The sequence below is a fragment of the Streptomyces sp. NPDC054813 genome, from assembly GCF_053611365.1.
Genome location: NZ_JBSHAF010000001.1, coordinates 52,667 through 67,076, shown reverse-complemented (window position 1 = coordinate 67,076; position 14,410 = coordinate 52,667). Strand labels below are relative to the sequence as shown.

14 protein-coding genes are annotated in these 14,410 nt (G+C 72.0%); 5 read left to right on the top strand and 9 right to left on the bottom strand.

Going from position 1 to position 14,410, the window contains the following annotated elements:
• Window positions 1-69 precede the first annotated feature (69 nt).
• Complete coding sequence (locus tag ACWGJB_RS00315; protein WP_453378063.1) at window positions 70-264, bottom strand: antitoxin; 195 nt, start codon at window positions 262-264, stop codon at window positions 70-72.
• 163 nt (window positions 265-427) lie between these two features.
• On the opposite strand from ACWGJB_RS00315, the gene ACWGJB_RS00310 reads away from it, so the two are divergent.
• A complete protein-coding gene (locus ACWGJB_RS00310) occupies window positions 428-2,899 on the top strand; it encodes an ATP-dependent Clp protease ATP-binding subunit (protein ID WP_453378062.1) in 2,472 nt (823 codons plus the stop codon).
• Here ACWGJB_RS00310 and ACWGJB_RS00305 read toward each other — a convergent pair whose 3' ends face one another.
• Window positions 2,900-3,898, bottom strand: a complete 999-nt coding sequence (locus ACWGJB_RS00305) for an LLM class flavin-dependent oxidoreductase (RefSeq protein WP_453378061.1) — start codon at window positions 3,896-3,898, stop codon at window positions 2,900-2,902. It lies immediately after the preceding gene.
• A 194-nt stretch (window positions 3,899-4,092) separates the two neighbouring features.
• On the opposite strand from ACWGJB_RS00305, the gene ACWGJB_RS00300 reads away from it, so the two are divergent.
• On the top strand, window positions 4,093-4,584 hold the full coding sequence (locus tag ACWGJB_RS00300) for a phosphatase domain-containing protein (protein ID WP_453378060.1): 492 nt from the start codon (window positions 4,093-4,095) through the stop codon (window positions 4,582-4,584).
• Window positions 4,585-4,688: 104 nt separating this feature from the next.
• On the opposite strand, the gene ACWGJB_RS00295 is transcribed toward ACWGJB_RS00300, so the two are convergent.
• The 3 genes from ACWGJB_RS00295 to ACWGJB_RS00285 all read right to left on the bottom strand — a co-directional run bounded on the left by ACWGJB_RS00295 (window position 4,689) and on the right by ACWGJB_RS00285 (window position 6,819).
• On the bottom strand, window positions 4,689-4,904 hold the full coding sequence (locus ACWGJB_RS00295) for a dodecin (protein WP_360479596.1): 216 nt from the start codon (window positions 4,902-4,904) through the stop codon (window positions 4,689-4,691).
• 92 nt (window positions 4,905-4,996) lie between these two features.
• Window positions 4,997-6,175 carry a GDSL-type esterase/lipase family protein gene (locus tag ACWGJB_RS00290; protein ID WP_453378059.1) on the bottom strand — a complete coding sequence of 393 codons (1,179 nt, stop codon included), beginning with the start codon at window positions 6,173-6,175 and terminating at the stop codon, window positions 4,997-4,999.
• Window positions 6,176-6,249: 74 nt separating this feature from the next.
• Window positions 6,250-6,819 carry a TetR/AcrR family transcriptional regulator gene (locus tag ACWGJB_RS00285; RefSeq protein WP_453378058.1) on the bottom strand — a complete coding sequence of 190 codons (570 nt, stop codon included), beginning with the start codon at window positions 6,817-6,819 and terminating at the stop codon, window positions 6,250-6,252.
• A gap of 71 nt (window positions 6,820-6,890) precedes the next feature.
• Here ACWGJB_RS00285 and ACWGJB_RS00280 point away from each other — a divergent pair, with 71 nt between their 5' ends.
• Window positions 6,891-7,382: an FBP domain-containing protein gene (locus ACWGJB_RS00280; protein WP_453378057.1), complete on the top strand. Its 492-nt coding sequence runs from the start codon at window positions 6,891-6,893 to the stop codon at window positions 7,380-7,382.
• A 134-nt stretch (window positions 7,383-7,516) separates the two neighbouring features.
• The gene (locus ACWGJB_RS00275) at window positions 7,517-8,779 is read left to right on the top strand and encodes an extracellular solute-binding protein (RefSeq protein ID WP_453378056.1); all 1,263 of its coding nucleotides are present in this window, start codon (window positions 7,517-7,519) and stop codon (window positions 8,777-8,779) included.
• A 9-nt stretch (window positions 8,780-8,788) separates the two neighbouring features.
• Here the strand turns inward: ACWGJB_RS00275 and egtD are convergent, their stop codons facing one another.
• Genes egtD through egtA form a run of 4 tightly spaced genes read right to left on the bottom strand, consistent with a single transcriptional unit; the run spans window position 8,789 to window position 13,297 of the window.
• Window positions 8,789-9,751, bottom strand: coding sequence for an L-histidine N(alpha)-methyltransferase (gene egtD, locus ACWGJB_RS00270; protein ID WP_453378055.1), 963 nt, complete (start codon window positions 9,749-9,751; stop codon window positions 8,789-8,791).
• Window positions 9,748-10,644, bottom strand: a complete 897-nt coding sequence (egtC, locus tag ACWGJB_RS00265; protein WP_453378054.1) for an ergothioneine biosynthesis protein EgtC — start codon at window positions 10,642-10,644, stop codon at window positions 9,748-9,750. The genes egtD and egtC overlap by 4 nt, the downstream gene beginning before the upstream one ends.
• Window positions 10,644-11,972 (bottom strand): ergothioneine biosynthesis protein EgtB, encoded by a 1,329-nt coding sequence (egtB, locus tag ACWGJB_RS00260; RefSeq protein WP_453378053.1) that lies wholly within the window; start codon window positions 11,970-11,972, stop codon window positions 10,644-10,646. Before egtB ends, egtC begins: the two co-directional genes overlap by 1 nt.
• A complete protein-coding gene (gene egtA / locus ACWGJB_RS00255; protein ID WP_453378052.1) occupies window positions 11,969-13,297 on the bottom strand; it encodes an ergothioneine biosynthesis glutamate--cysteine ligase EgtA in 1,329 nt (442 codons plus the stop codon). The genes egtB and egtA overlap by 4 nt, the downstream gene beginning before the upstream one ends.
• A gap of 278 nt (window positions 13,298-13,575) precedes the next feature.
• Here egtA and ACWGJB_RS00250 point away from each other — a divergent pair, with 278 nt between their 5' ends.
• Complete coding sequence (locus ACWGJB_RS00250) at window positions 13,576-14,406, top strand: TIGR02452 family protein (RefSeq protein ID WP_453378051.1); 831 nt, start codon at window positions 13,576-13,578, stop codon at window positions 14,404-14,406.
• Window positions 14,407-14,410: the final 4 nt, after the last annotated feature.

Sequence of the window (14,410 nt, the reverse complement as noted above, 5' to 3'; positions counted from 1 at the left end):
GGCAGACTCCGTACGGCCGACTCGCCGGGCAGGGACAAACCTCGCGAGTCTAGCCCGTGCGGTGGTCGGTCAGGGCTGGGGAGGGTCGTTCCGGTTCCGGTTCTGGTCGATGTAGTCGTCGGCCTTCTGCTGGCCCATGTCGACCTGGGACTGGTACTTGTTTCCGGTCCGCTGGTCGATCATGTCGCCGCCCTTTTCGACGCCCTGTTTGGCCTGGTCCTCGTGACCCTTGAGCATCCCCTTGAGCTTGTCCAGCATGGACATGGCAGCCCTCCTCGCTGGTTGAGGCTTCCTCACCAGCGTCACCGGCCCCGGCCCGGTCCGCATCTCGGCGGGCGTCCCCGTGCGGGCCCGGCGTGCCTGTGCGAGGTTGGAACATGCGGAATCCCGCCGACCGCAGAGCTGATCGCAGAAAGGCCCGGGCCCCATGACTTCTCCCGGTTTCGGATTCGGACGCACTCCTTTCGAAGACTTCGACGAGCTGATGTCCCGCTTCTTCGGCGGATCCGGACCGGACGCACCGGCCCGCCGCCCGCAGCGCGTCGACATCGGCAGCCTGCTGTCCGAACGGGCGCGGGAGCTGGTGGCCGAGGCCCGCGACCTCGCCGCCGCCGAGGGCAGTGAGGAGGTGGATGCCCGGCATCTGCTGGCCGCGGCCACCACGCACGACTCCACCCGGCGGCTGCTCACCGAGGCCGGCGCGGACCCCGACCACCTCCGCGAGCGGCTCACCACCGGCCACGGCGGCGCCGGGACGACGGAGCCCACCGTCCTCACCCCGGCCGCCAAGCGCGCCCTGCTCGACGCCTACCAGATCTCCCGCGCCGAGGGCGCCTCCTACATCGGCCCCGAGCACCTGCTGCGCGCGCTCGCCGCGAACCCGGAGTCGACGGCCGGGCGGGCGCTCGGCGAGAGCGGCTGGGAGCCGGCCCGGATGCCGGCCGAGGGAGCGGCGGAGCGGAAGAAGCCGAGCACCACGCCGACCATCGACGAGTACGGCCGTGATCTCACCGAGGACGCCCAGGCCGGGCGCCTGGACCCGGTGATCGGGCGGGACGACGAGGTCGAACAGACCATCGAGGTGCTCTCCCGGCGCAGCAAGAACAACCCCGTCCTGATCGGTGACCCCGGTGTCGGCAAGACCGCCATCGTCGAGGGCATCGCGCAGCGGATCGTCGCCGGGGACGTGCCCAAGACCCTCGAGGGCAAGCGGCTGGTCTCCCTGGACCTGGCCGGGATGGTGGCCGGCACCAAGTACCGGGGCGAGTTCGAGGAACGGCTGAAGAAGCTCCTCGACGAGGTCCGCGAGCACAGCGACCAACTGGTGCTGTTCCTCGATGAGTTGCACACCGTCGTCGGTGCCGGCGGGGGCGGCGACGGGTCGCTGGACGCGGGCAACATCCTCAAACCCGCCCTCGCCCGCGGCGAGTTGCACCTGATCGGTGCGACCACGATCGACGAGTACCGCAAGCACATCGAGAAGGACGCGGCCCTGGAACGCCGGTTCGCGCCGATCCTGGTCGGTGAGCCCTCCGTCGACGACACCATCGAGATCCTGCGCGGGCTGCGCGACCGTTACGAGGCCCACCACCAGGTCCGGATCACCGACGAGGCGGTCGTCGCGGCGGCCGAGCTCTCCGACCGGTACATCACCTCCCGCTTCCTGCCGGACAAGGCGATCGACCTGATGGACCAGGCCGCCGCCCGGGTCCGGCTGCGCTCGAAGACCCCGCCCACCGACACCCGGGACATCGAGGACCGGATCGCCGCCCTGAACCGGGAGAAGGACCAGGCCGTCGCCGACGAGGAGTACGAGCGCGCCAAGGAACTCCGCGACCGGATCAAGGAGGCCGAGGCCCAGCTGGAGCAGGCGAGCACGGCCGAGGAGCACGCGCCCAAGGTCACCGCCGAGGACATCGCCGAGGTCGTCTCCCGCACCACCGGCATCCCGGTCGCCCAGCTCACCGAGGAGGAGCGGGAGCGGCTGATGAAGCTGGAGGAGCACCTGCACGAACGGGTCGTCGGCCAGGACGAGGCGATCACCGCCGTCGCCCGTGCGGTCCGCCGCGCCCGGGCCGGCATGAGCGACCCCAACCGTCCGGTGGGCAGCTTCCTCTTCCTGGGCCCGACCGGTGTCGGCAAGACCGAGCTGGCCCGTGCCCTGGCCGCCGCCCTGTTCGGCGACGAGACCCGCATGATCCGGCTGGACATGAGTGAGTTCCAGGAGCGCCACACGGTCTCCCGGCTGGTCGGCGCCCCGCCCGGATACGTCGGCCACGAGGAGGCCGGTCAGCTCACCGAGGCGGTGCGCAGGCAGCCGTATGCCGTGCTGCTGCTCGACGAGGTGGAGAAGGCGCACCCGGACGTCTTCAACACCCTGCTCCAGCTGCTGGACGACGGCCGGCTCACCGACGCCCAGGGCCGCACCGTCGACTTCAAGAACACCGTCGTCATCATGACGTCGAACATCGGCGCCGACCGCATCCTGGCCGCCGGGACCGAGGACTACGCCAAGGTCCGCGAGGCCGTGATGCCGGCCCTGCAGCAGCACTTCCGGCCGGAGTTCCTCAACCGGATCGACGAGATCATCGTCTTCCGCGGCCTGGACCGCAGCCAACTGCGGGAGATCGTCGACCTGTTGCTGGAACACACCCGGCGGCGCCTGCACGCCCAGGAGGTCGGCCTCGAAGTCACCGACGCGGCCGCGGGGTTGCTCGCCGACCTCGGTCACGAACCCGACTTCGGCGCCCGCCCGCTGCGCCGCACCATCCAGCGCGAGGTCGACGACCGCCTCGCCGACCTGCTGCTGTCCGGCCAGCTCACGGCGGGCGACCGGGCGGTGGTGGACGCGGCCGACGGGGAGATCGTCATCCGCTCGGACAAACCGGCCGCGGTCTGATCAGCGGTTCACGATCCCTGCCAGCCGCCGGTAGGAGTCCAGCAGGGCCGGGCGGTCGTAGGTGCTGGTGGTGACCAGCACCTCGTCGGCGGCCGTCTCCTTCAGGACCGTCTCCAGCTCGTCCGCGACCTGCTCCTCGGTACCGGCGAGGTGCCCGGCGAGTCCGGATTCGTAGAAGCCGCGTTCCTTCACGGTCATCGCCCTGCTCTCGACCGCCTCGGCCGGGGGCAGCGGCGGGAAACTGCCGTGGGTGCGGGAGTACGCCATCGACCAGGCCTCCGGGACGAGCAGCCGGCGGGCCGCTTCGCGGGTGCCGGCGACGGCCACCGTCCCGGAGATCACGACATAGGGCTCGGCCGCCCAGGGGGAGGGGCGGAAGCGGTCGCGGTAGTGGTCGATGCCGCGTCGCATCTTCTCCCGGTTGCGGAGATCACCGATGACCATCGGCAGCCCGGCACGGGCCGCGATGTCCGCGCCCTCGCCCATCGCCAGCACGAACGGCGGCACCCGCAGCCCCTCGGCCGGGCGGGCCCGTACCCCGGTCGGCGAGGTGCCCTCGAACCAGCCGAGCAGCTCGCCGAGTTGCGCCGCGAAGTCGTCGGCGTCGCCCCTGTCACGCCCCAGCGCCTTGCGGACCCCGTCGGTGAAACCCACCGACCGGCCGAGGCCCATATCGATCCGCCCGGGGAACAGCGATTCCAGCACCCCGAACTGCTCGGCCACGACCAGGGGCTGGTGGTTCGGCAGCATGACACCGCCGGTGCCCACCCGGATGGTCCGGGTCGCGGCGGCGACGGCGGCGGCCAGCACGGTCGGCGCCGAACCGGCGACCCCCGGCACACCGTGATGCTCCGACACCCAGAACCGGTGATACCCGAGCGCCTCCGCCTCCCGCGCCAGCGCCACGGTGTCCCGCAGCGCCGCACCGGGGGTGTGCCCCTCCCGGGTGCGGGAACGGTCGAGGACGGAGAACCGGGTCCGGGCGATCAGCGCGTTCACAGAGGGTTCAACACCGGCGCGGCCCCAGGATTCCCGCCGCCGGTCACTCCCCGAGGCGCGGCAGACCGCGCTCGTAGGCCCTGACCAGCTGCTGTGGAACCTGGAGGCGGACGCCGTCGACGGTCACCGGATCCCATGAGCGATCAGCGGTCCGGGGCCCAGGGACGGTGCCGGTGCCCGGCTAGGGTTGCCGCGTGACCGAGAGCAGCAAGCGTCCGATCGCCGTGTTCGACATCGACAACACCCTCGCCGACACCGCGCACCGGCAGCGGTTCCTGGAGTGCAGGCCCCGGGACTGGGACGCGTTCTTCGCGGCCGCGCCGCACGATCCGCCACTGGCCGAGGGGATCGCGCTGGCCGTGGCGACCGCACGGGAGTGCGAGATCGTCTATCTCACCGGGCGGCCCGACCGCTGCCGGCGTGACACCCTGGACTGGCTTGCCGCGCACGGGCTGCCCGAGGGGCGGGTGCACATGCGGCGCAACGCCGACCGCCGGCCCGCCCGGCACACCAAGCTGGAGATCCTGCGCCGCCTCGCCGAACGACGTGAGGTCCGCGTCCTGGTCGACGACGACGAGCTGGTGTGCGACGAGGCCGAACGGGCCGGGTTCACCGTGGTTCGGGCCCGCTGGGCCGACGGCTCGGCCGCGCTGGAGCAGGCCCAGGAGGGGGAGGGGCGGACCTGAGCCCGTCCGGTGGGTCTGATTGCGCCCCGTGGGTCTGAGGCCGCCGGGCGGCTCTGATGCCACCCGGTGGGTCTGAGCCCCGCGCGACCCCGGTCCCGTGGGCGTCAGTCCTCGTCGTCGATGCGGAAGCCCACCTTCAGGCCCACCTGGTAGTGCTCGATCTGCCCGTTCTCGATCTGGCCCCTGACCTGTGTCACCTCGAACCAGTCCAGGTTGCGCAGGGTCTGGTTGGCGCGTGCGACACCGTTGCGGATGGCCTGGTCGATGCCCTCGTGCGAGGTGCCGACGATCTCGGTGACCCGGTAGGTGTGGTTCGGCATCGGGATGCTCCTCTCGTCGTCATTCCAAGGTGCCCCATCCGGAGGCGGAGCGCGAGGCGTCGACGATCGTGCTCACGGTCGCCGGTCGCCGGTCAGCCGGTCTTGACGGCGAAGGGGCCCCCGGTGCCGAACGCGAGCCGTCCGAAGTTCTCGGCGATGCGCCGGTGCCCCGCCGGATCGGGGTGTACCTCGTCGGGCAGCGGGCACTCCGCGTAGTCCCGCTCGCCGTACAGATCACGGCCGTCGAGGTAGTGCAGGTTCGGGTCGTCGGCCGCCCGCTGTGCGACGATCCGGGCCAGTTCGGCGCGGATGACGTTGAGCGTCAGGCGCCCGGCGGCGCGTTCGGCCGGATCGCCGGTCGCCCTGAACCGCAGGGTTCCGCCGTCGAAGTCGGGCGCGAGCGGCCCGGGAGTGTCCTCCTGGACCGGACACAGGAGGGCGGACACGACCAGCAGCGGCGTGGTCGGATGCCCCTCGCGGAGGGTGTCGAGGAAGCCGTGCACCGCGGGGGTGAAGGCGCGCAGGCGCATCGCGTCGGCATTGACGACGTTGATGCCGATCTTCAGGCTGATCAGGTCCGCGGGGGTGTCCCGCATGGCACGCGCGGTGAACGGGTCCAGCAGCGCACTGCCGGCGAACCCCAGGTTGACCAGCTCCACTTCGCCCCGCGCGGCTGCCAGGGCCGGCCAGACGGCGGTCGGATGCGTGGCGTTCGAGCCATGGCTGATGGAACTGCCGTGGTGCAGCCACACCCTGCGCCCGCTCTCCGGTGCCCGCTCGACGGGGGCGTCGGTGCGCAGCGCGATCAGCTCGGTGACCTCCGTGTGCGGAAGCCAGATCTCGACGTCCTTGTCACCGGCGGGAAGACCGGTGAACCGGGCGGTGCCGGCCGGCCCCTCCGTCAGCTCGGCGGACTGGGTGAACAGGTCGGTGATGGTGTGCACGTTTCCGCCGGCCACCGTGGCCTGGGCCGTGAGGCGGCCGTCGACCAGCAGGTCGTACACGCCGTCCGCCGGGGCCGGGAACCCTCGGTACACCCGCTTGGTGGGCCGGGTGTCCAGTTCGACGGTGGTGGCCCGGGTGCGGAAGACCAGCCGCACGCCGGAGGGCTGGGCCTCGGCCAGGGCCAGCTGGTTGTCGGGGATCTGCCGGCGCGCCCGGGCGGGCAGCCGATGCGGCAGCAGACCGAGCGGGGTCGCCTCCACGTCGAGGAAGCCGCGCAGGATGTCCACGGTGACGGGTGTGGTGATCCACTCGTGTTCGGTGCTCATTGCCTCAGCCTGTTGACGAAATAGGGACGGATGGTCCAGGGGCGGCGACGCGCGGTGCATCGGACAACCGACGGTCAGGATGCGGCCCGGCTCCGCAGCAGGGCGTCGAGGGAGTCCACGATCCAGGCCCACGACTCCCGTGCGTCGGGGGCGCTGTGCTCGAAGCCCCCGGCGAGCTCCAGGCTGACGTAGCCGTGGAAGACACTGCCCAGCATCCGGACCGCGTGCGTCTGGTCCGGCTCCGTCAGGTCGTAGCCGCGCAGGATCGCCCGTGTCATCTGGGCGTGCCGCACCCCGGCACTGGCGGCCGCCGTCTCGGGATCGAGCCGGAGCCGGGCGGCGGCGTACCGGCCGGGGTGCTCCTGGGCATAGTCGCGGTAGGCGTCCGCGAAGGCGGCCAGGGCGTCCTTGCCGGCCCGCCCGGCCAGGGCGTCGGCGACCCGGTCGGCGAGCTCCTCCAGGGCGAACAGGGCGATCCTGGTCCTGAGTTCCTGGGAGTTCTTCAGGTGCGAGTACAGACTCGCGACCTTGACGTCGAACCGACGGGCGAGCGCCGAGACGGTCACCTGGTCGAAGCCGACCTCGTCGGCCAGCTTCGCCCCCGCCACGGTCAGCCGCTCCGGGGTCAGCCCTGCTCTAGCCATAACTTTCCTCCTGACTGGCGACAACCATAATGCATTTGCCTAAAGTCTATAGGCAAATTAGTCTGCCGCTCATGAGACCCCTGAACGAGCGGGAGATCCGCACCGCCTTCGTGAACTGCACCAAGGGCGCGGCCAAGCGCCTGTCCGTCCCCCACGACCTGGCCGACCGGCCGTGGGACGACCTGGACTTCCTCGGCTGGCGAGACCCCCAGGCCCCCGACCGGGCCTACCTCGCCGTCGAGCTGGGCGGCCGCCCGGTGGCACTGGCCCTGCGCTCCTCCACCGCCACCTCCTGGCAGACGCGGCGCAGCATGTGCTCGATATGCCTGACCACCCACACCGGGGGCGTCTCGCTGATGGTCGCCGCGAAAGCCGGCAAGGCCGGGCAGCAGGGAAACTCCGTGGGCGTCTACATATGCAGCGACCTGGCCTGTCCGCTGTACGTACGGGGCAGGAAGGACGCGGGCGTCGGCGCGCGCCTGCCGGAGTCGCTCACCCTGGAGGAGAAGATCCAGCGGACCGTCGCGAACCTCACGGCCTTCATCGCCAGGGTCACCGCCTGATCGGCCATTGAGCCTGCGCCCTTGACCCTGCGCATTGGTCCATACCAAAATCCCGTACACCCGTACGGGCACCCGTGCTCGTTCCCCCACGTCGGGCCTTCTCCCCTGTCCGCCAGACAGAACAGGAACCCCTCGTGAGACGTCGTCGCCCGCTCGCCCTCGTCTGTGTGTCCGCCGCGTTGCTCAGCGCCTGTGGCGTCCTGCCCGGCGGATCGGGCGGCCGGCACACCGTCACGGTGTGGCTGATGCAGAACAGCGCCTCGCCGGAGTTCCTGCGCCGGTTCACCGCGGACTTCGAGCGCACCCACAAGGACATCCGTCTCGACATCCGTATCCAGCAGTGGACCGGGATCGTGGACAAGGTGCAGGCGGCGCTCAAGTCCGACTCCGCGGACGCTCCCGACGTCATCGAGGTCGGCAACACCCAGGTCCCGCAGTACGTCGAGGGCGGCCGGCTCACCGACCTCACCCTGGAGTCGATGCGGGACTGGGGCAAGGAGCACTGGCTGCCCGGCCTCGCCGAACCCGGCCGGGACGACTCCCGTCAGTACGGCATCCCCTGGTACGCCGCCAACCGCGTGGTCATCTACCGCAAGGACCTTTTCAAGAAGGCCGGCATCACCTCCCCGCCGAAGACCCGCGACGAGTGGCTGGCCGACACCGGGAAGCTCAACTCGGCCGGAAATCAGGGAATTTACCTTGCCGGACAGGACTGGTACACGCTCTCCGGGTTCGTCTGGGACGAGGGCGGTGATCTCGCCGAGGAGACGGACGCCGGCTGGAAGGGCGCGCTGGACAGCCCGGCGGCGCTGCGCGGGATGGACTTCTACCGGCGGCTCCAGTCCCTCGGTAAAGGGCCCGTGGACGCGGACGAGGAACACCCGCCCCAGGCCCAGGTGTTCGCGGGCGGTCAGGTCGCACAGCTCGTCGCGGTGCCCGGCCTCGCCCAGTCCATCGTGCAGGAGAACCCCGAACTCAAGGACGAGATCGGCTACTTCCCGGTGCCGGGCCGCACCGCCGACCACCCCGGCGCCGTCTTCACCGGCGGCTCCGATCTCGTCGTACCGCAGAACACCGAGCGGCCCTACGACGCGACCGCCGTGGTCGGCGCCCTCGCCGGCGCCAAGTGGGACACCGAACTGGCCCGCACCATGAACTACGTGCCCAACAAGACCACGCTGGCGGGCGCGGTCGCCGGGTCGGAGGGGGTCGCCGCCATGGCGGCGGGAGCCGCGCAGGGACGGGCGACCCCCCACTCCCCGGACTGGCCGGCGGTCGAGGCCGACAACCCGATCAAGGGCTACATGACCAAGGTGCTCGGCGGGGCGGACCCCGCGACCGAGGCCCGCCGTGCCTCCCGGCGGATCACCGAACTGCTCGCGCCGGACTTCGGGTGAGCCGGTGGGTCAGCGGGCGACGCTGAGGGAGAGCGCGAAGCGGCCCTGCGAGTCGGTCCACCAGTTGGTCAGAGCGAGTCCGGCGGCGGCCAGTTCGGCGGTGACTCCGTCCCGCCGGAACTTCGCCGATACCTCGGTGCGCAGCTCCTCGCCCGCCGCGAAGTCCACGGCCAGGTCGAGCGCGGGCACCTTCACGGTCTGCGCGACCCGGGAGCGCAGCCGCATCTCGATCCACTCCTCGTCCGCGTCCCACAGGGCGACATGGTCGAAGGTGTCCGGGTCGAAGTCGGCGCCCAGCTCCCGGTCGACGACGGCCAGGACGTTCTTGTTGAACTCGGCCGTCACCCCGGCCGCGTCGTCGTACGCCCGGACCAGTACGTCCTCGTCCTTGACCAGGTCGGTGCCGAGGAGCAGCGCGTCACCGGGCGCCAGCAGCGCCCGTACCGAGGCCAGGAACCGGGCCCGCTCGGCGGGCAGCAGATTCCCGATCGTGCCGCCGAGGAACGCCAGCAGCCGTGGCCCCGGCGTCTCGGGCAGGCTCATCCGGCCGGTGAAGTCGGCGATCAGGGCGTGCACGGAGAGCGCCGGCCGCTCCTCGATGAGCGCCTGCCCGGCCTGGGTCAGCGCGCTCTCGCTGACGTCGACCGGGACGTACACCTCGAGGGAGGTGAGCGCGTCGATCAGCAGGCGGGTCTTCTCGGAGGAGCCGGAGCCCAGTTCCACCAGGGTGCGGGCACCGCTCGCGGCGGCGATCTCGCCGGACCGATCGAGCAGGATCTCCCGCTCGGCCCGGGTCGGGTAGTACTCGGGCAGCTCTGTGATCTGCTCGAACAGCTCGCTGCCCCGGGCGTCGTAGAACCACTTGGGCGGCAGCGTCTTGGGGGTGGCGGTGAGGCCGTTCAGGACATCGGCACGCAGCGCGGCGTCCGTCGCGTCCTCGGGAAGGGTGCGGGTGACACGGAGGGGACTCACGTACAGGGCTCCTTCGGGGATGAGGGTGCCCCCGCTCGAACGGAGTCGAGAGTGGGGGAGGATGCCGGGGCCTCGACCGGGTTCTCGACCGGGTCGTCCTGGGTCCGGGCGTCCTGGGCGGTGCCGTCCTCGACCGGCTTCCCGATCGGTTTCCCGACCGGGGTGAGGGTGACGCCCCGGCGGCTCGCGACGAGCAGCGTGCGGTCGGGGACCTCCCGCCAGCGCGGGTCGTCGTCGTACGGCTCGGAGGCGACGACGGTGCGGTGGCCGGGTTCCGAGAGGTAGCAGAGGCTGTCCCCCCAGGCGGTGGCGGCGATGGTATCGCCGTCGGTGAGCAGGAGGTTCAGCCGGGCGGTCGGCGCCGCCTCGGCGACCTGGAGAACCGTTTCGGCGAGGGCTGGGCCCGGCGGTGTGCCGGACCGCAGCCGGTGCAGGGCCAGAGCCCAGACGAACGCCGAGTCGGTACGGGCCTCCATCGAGAGCAGGTCGACCGGGGGCAGCAGCGGGACGAGGGACGCCACGGACTGCGGCCAGCCCGGGATCGCCCCGTTGTGGCTGAACAGCCAGCGGCCCGCGGCGAACGGCGCCGCCGCGGCCTCCGCGTCCGCGCCCGCCAGGGTCGCGTCCCGAACGGCGGCCAGCAGCGCGCCGGTGCGCACCACCCGCGCCAGGTCGGCGAAGGACGGGTCGGCCCAGATCGGGCCGGCCCGCCGGTAGCGGGCCGGCTGCGGATCCTCGGAGGCGTACCAACCCACGCCGAATCCGTCGGCGTTGACCGTGCCGTAGCGCTGTCGCCGGGGTGCCCACGACTGGCGGTACAGGGAGTGTCCGGGCTCCACGAGGAGCCGGCCGAGCGGCTCCTCGGGTCCCAGATAGGCCAGATGACGGCACATCAGGCGGTCTCCGCGGTACGGGCGGTGCGGAAGCCGGAGAAGATCTGCCGCCGGATCGGGTAGTCCCAGTTGCGGAACGTTCCCCGGCAGGCCACCGGGTCCACGGCGAACGAACCGCCGCGCAGCACCTTGTACTCGGGGCCGAAGAACACCTCCGAGTACTCCTTGTACGGGAAGGCGGAGAAGCCGGGGTAGGGGAGGAAGTCACTCGACGTCCATTCCCAGACGTCACCGATCAACTGCCGTACGCCCAGCGGCGACTCGCCCTCCGGGTAGCTGCCCGCCGGGGCGGGGCGCAGATGGCGCTGGCCGAGGTTGGCGTGCGCCGGGGCCGGTTCGGCGTCGCCCCACGGGTAGCGCCGGGACCGGTTCTCGCCGGGGTCGTGCCGGGCGGCCTTCTCCCACTCGGCCTCGGTGGGCAGCCGACGGCCGGCCCAGCGGGCGTAGGCGTCCGCCTCGTACCAGCTCACGTGGAGCACCGGCTCCTCGGGCGGTACGACCTCGGTGACCCCGAACCGGCGGCGCAGCCACTGACCGCCCTCACGGTGCCAGAAGTGCGGGGCGACGATCGAGTGCTCGCGGATGTGCGCCCAGCCCTCGGGCGTCCACCAGCGCTCGTTCTCGTAGCCGCCGTCCTCGATGAACGCCAGGTACCGGCCGTTGGTCACCGGGGTGGTGTCGATCCAGTAGGGCGCCACCTCCCGCCGGTGCGCGGGGCGTTCGTTGTCCAGTGCCCACGGCTCGGTGGAGGTGCCCATGGTGAACGGGCCGCCCGGGACCAGCACTTCGGCCGGGCCGGTGAACGGCGGCGCCGGGTCCGGGTCCGGGGCGGTCAGCGCCTGGGGGCCCCTGCGGAGCTGATGGGTGATCAGCATCGTCTCGTCGTGCTGTTGTTCGTGCTGGGCGATCATCCCGAAGGCGAATCCCGCCTCGGTCAGCCTGGTGCCGCCGCTGAACGCCGAGCCCTCCAGCAGGTCCAGGGCCCGCCCGCGCACCTCCGCCGCATAGCGCCGGGCCTCGGCGGGCGGCAGCAGCGGCAGCGTGGGCCGCTCGGAACGCGGGTGCTCGAAGGCGTCGTAGAGGCTGTCGATCTCGGGGCGCATCGCCTCCCGGCCGCCGACGTTGCGCAGCAGCCAGAGTTCCTCCTGGTTGCCGATGTGCGCCAGGTCCCAGACCAGCGGGGACATCAGCGGGGAGTGCTGGGCGGTGAGGTCGGGCTCCTCCACGCAGCTGGTCAGGAGCGTGGTGCGGTCCCGGGCCGTGATCAGGGACTTCAGGGCCCGGTCCCGCAGGGTCTCGATGTCGATGTCGGTCTCGGGGGCGGTCATGCGGGGATGTCCTTCCCGTGGGTGCGGCCCGATGTGCCGCGCAGGGGGTCCAGCAGGTCGTCGGCCGGGCAGCGGCCCTGGCGGACGTACCGGTCGAAGTACGCCGCCACGGCCGCCGTGACCTCGGGGGTCGCGCCGAGCCGGGGCAGGGCCTCCAGCGCCGCCGCGAAACAGGCGACGGCGGCCTCGTGCAGCTCCGGGTCGCCGAGCCCGGTCCGGGCCGCGTCGATCCACAGCGGATTGTTCGGGGCGGACCGTGGCTGTGCACGCTCGGTCAGCGGTTTCACCGTCCGGTATGCGGTCTCGGCGGCCTCCGGGTCGTCGAACAGCGCCGCCGTCACCGCCAGCGGCACGATCCAGCCGTCGTCGCCGGGCTGCGCGTCGATCATCCGCAGCTCCAGATGACCGCGCGGCCGGACCGGCGGGAACAGCGTGGTGAGGTGGTAGGCGAGATCAGCCCTGGTGGGCGACCCCGACCGGGTCCACTCCCGGAAGGTGAGCCCTTCGGGCACCTCCCAGGGGCCGCTGTGCCGTCGTACGCACATCACCGGGGCGTCCAGCACGTGCCGGGCCCATGACGTGCGCGGGTCGCCGGCCAGCGGGGGCGCTCCCGCGCGGCCCGCGCCGATCTCCATCCACAGCAGCTGCCGGGTGGAGACCCAGCCGGTGGGCCGTCCTCCCACCAGGGGGGAGTTCGCGAAGGCGGCCACCAGGACCGGACCCAGCTGATGGGCCAGCCACCAGCGGCGGGTGTGCCCCAGCGGGCCGGGCTCCTCGTGGCCGGCGTCCAGGCAGACCTGTACGGAGGCCGAGCTGCACATCATGTGGCGGCCGGCCGGGCCGGTCCGGTCCAGGCAGGACTCCATCGCGTCGTAGCGCGGCTCGCGCAGGAAGCGGCGGGGCAAGTGCCAGGGATCGTGGCCGGCGCCGACGAGACCGAGACCGAGCTCGGCCAGGACCGCCCGTACGGCGTCCAGGTCGGCGGACACGGTGCCGATGCACTCCATCAGGGAGGCGGCGGGCGGCGAGCTCAGCTCCAGCTGACCGCCTGGTTCGACGGTGAGCGCCGACCCCAGGGGCACCGTGCGCAGTGCGGCGTAGGCCGCTTCGAGTCGTTCGGGTGTCACGAGGAGCTGCGGTCGCCGCAGCTCGTGGACCAGCCATTCCACTTCGACCCCGACCGTGCGGGGTGGGCCGGTCTTGAAGCAGATGCCCTTGACCAGGGCCTCCACCTCGGCTTCGGTAACGGCGGTGCGGTCGTCCGAGAAGTCGGTCTTCACCGAGCCGTCGGTACAGTCGCCGCCGTCGGATATCGAGTCGGACATGTAGGGATCCTCCTGAGATTCCACCATGCCGCCGGCCCGGCCGTGGATGGGTCCGGGACGGCACGTCCGTCCCACCCAAGACCTTCGCGCCGATTCGCACAAGGGCACCTATCGGGACGTTCTAGATCGGTAACCTCTGCTTCCTTGCACGTTCCGGAACTGTTTCGGGCGCACGAAACTCCGTTGCACCGCATCACCAGCATCGCCCAGGATGCGTGTATGAGCACGACGGGGGAGACCGCGCGGGCCGCGGTCATGGCGTCCACGGGGGTGGCGCCATGAGCGCACGCCTGCGCGGGATCGCCCAGGAGACCGAACGGATCGTGGCGGCGGGCGCCTACCGGACCGGCGACGGCCGGGAGGTCCTCCTGGCCGCGGACATCGCGGCCGCACAGGCCGGGACACGGATCCACGGCCCGGACCCCGTCCCGGTTCCGGCGACCGCCTCAGTGCGGACGGTCGTCGAGGTCACCGGCGAGAGCAGCCTGGAGGCCGCCCGCCGGCTGGCCGACGCCCCGGTCGCGGTCCTGAACTTCGCCTCGGCCCGCAACCCGGGCGGCGGCTATCTGAACGGCGCCCAGGCGCAGGAGGAGGCCCTGTGCCGCGCCTCCGCGCTCTACGCCTGCCAGTTGCACGCCCGCGCCTTCTACGACCACCACCGCGCCCACCGCGACCCGTTCTACTCGGACCGGGTGATCCACTCCCCGGCCGTCCCGGTCTTCCGCGACGACCGCGGCCGCCTCCTCACGGAGCCCTACCGCGCCGGATTCCTCACGTCCGCCGCGCCCAACGCGGGCGTGATCCGCCGTACGGCACCGGAACGCACCGTTGAACTGTCGGGCGCCCTCGGCGCCCGGGCCGAGCGGGTCCTGGAGGTGGCCGCAGCGCACGGCTACCGACGGCTGGTCCTCGGCGCCTGGGGCTGCGGGGTCTTCCAGAACGACCCCCGGCAGGTCGCGGAGGCCTTCCGGGGGCTGCTGGGCCCCGGCGGACGGTTCGCGCGGACCTTCGAGCACGTGGTGTTCGGGGTCCTGGACCGTACGCCGGGATCGGCGGTCCTGGCGGCCTTCACCGAGGTGTTCCGGGAAGCCGCCGCCCTCGACGCCTAGCGGC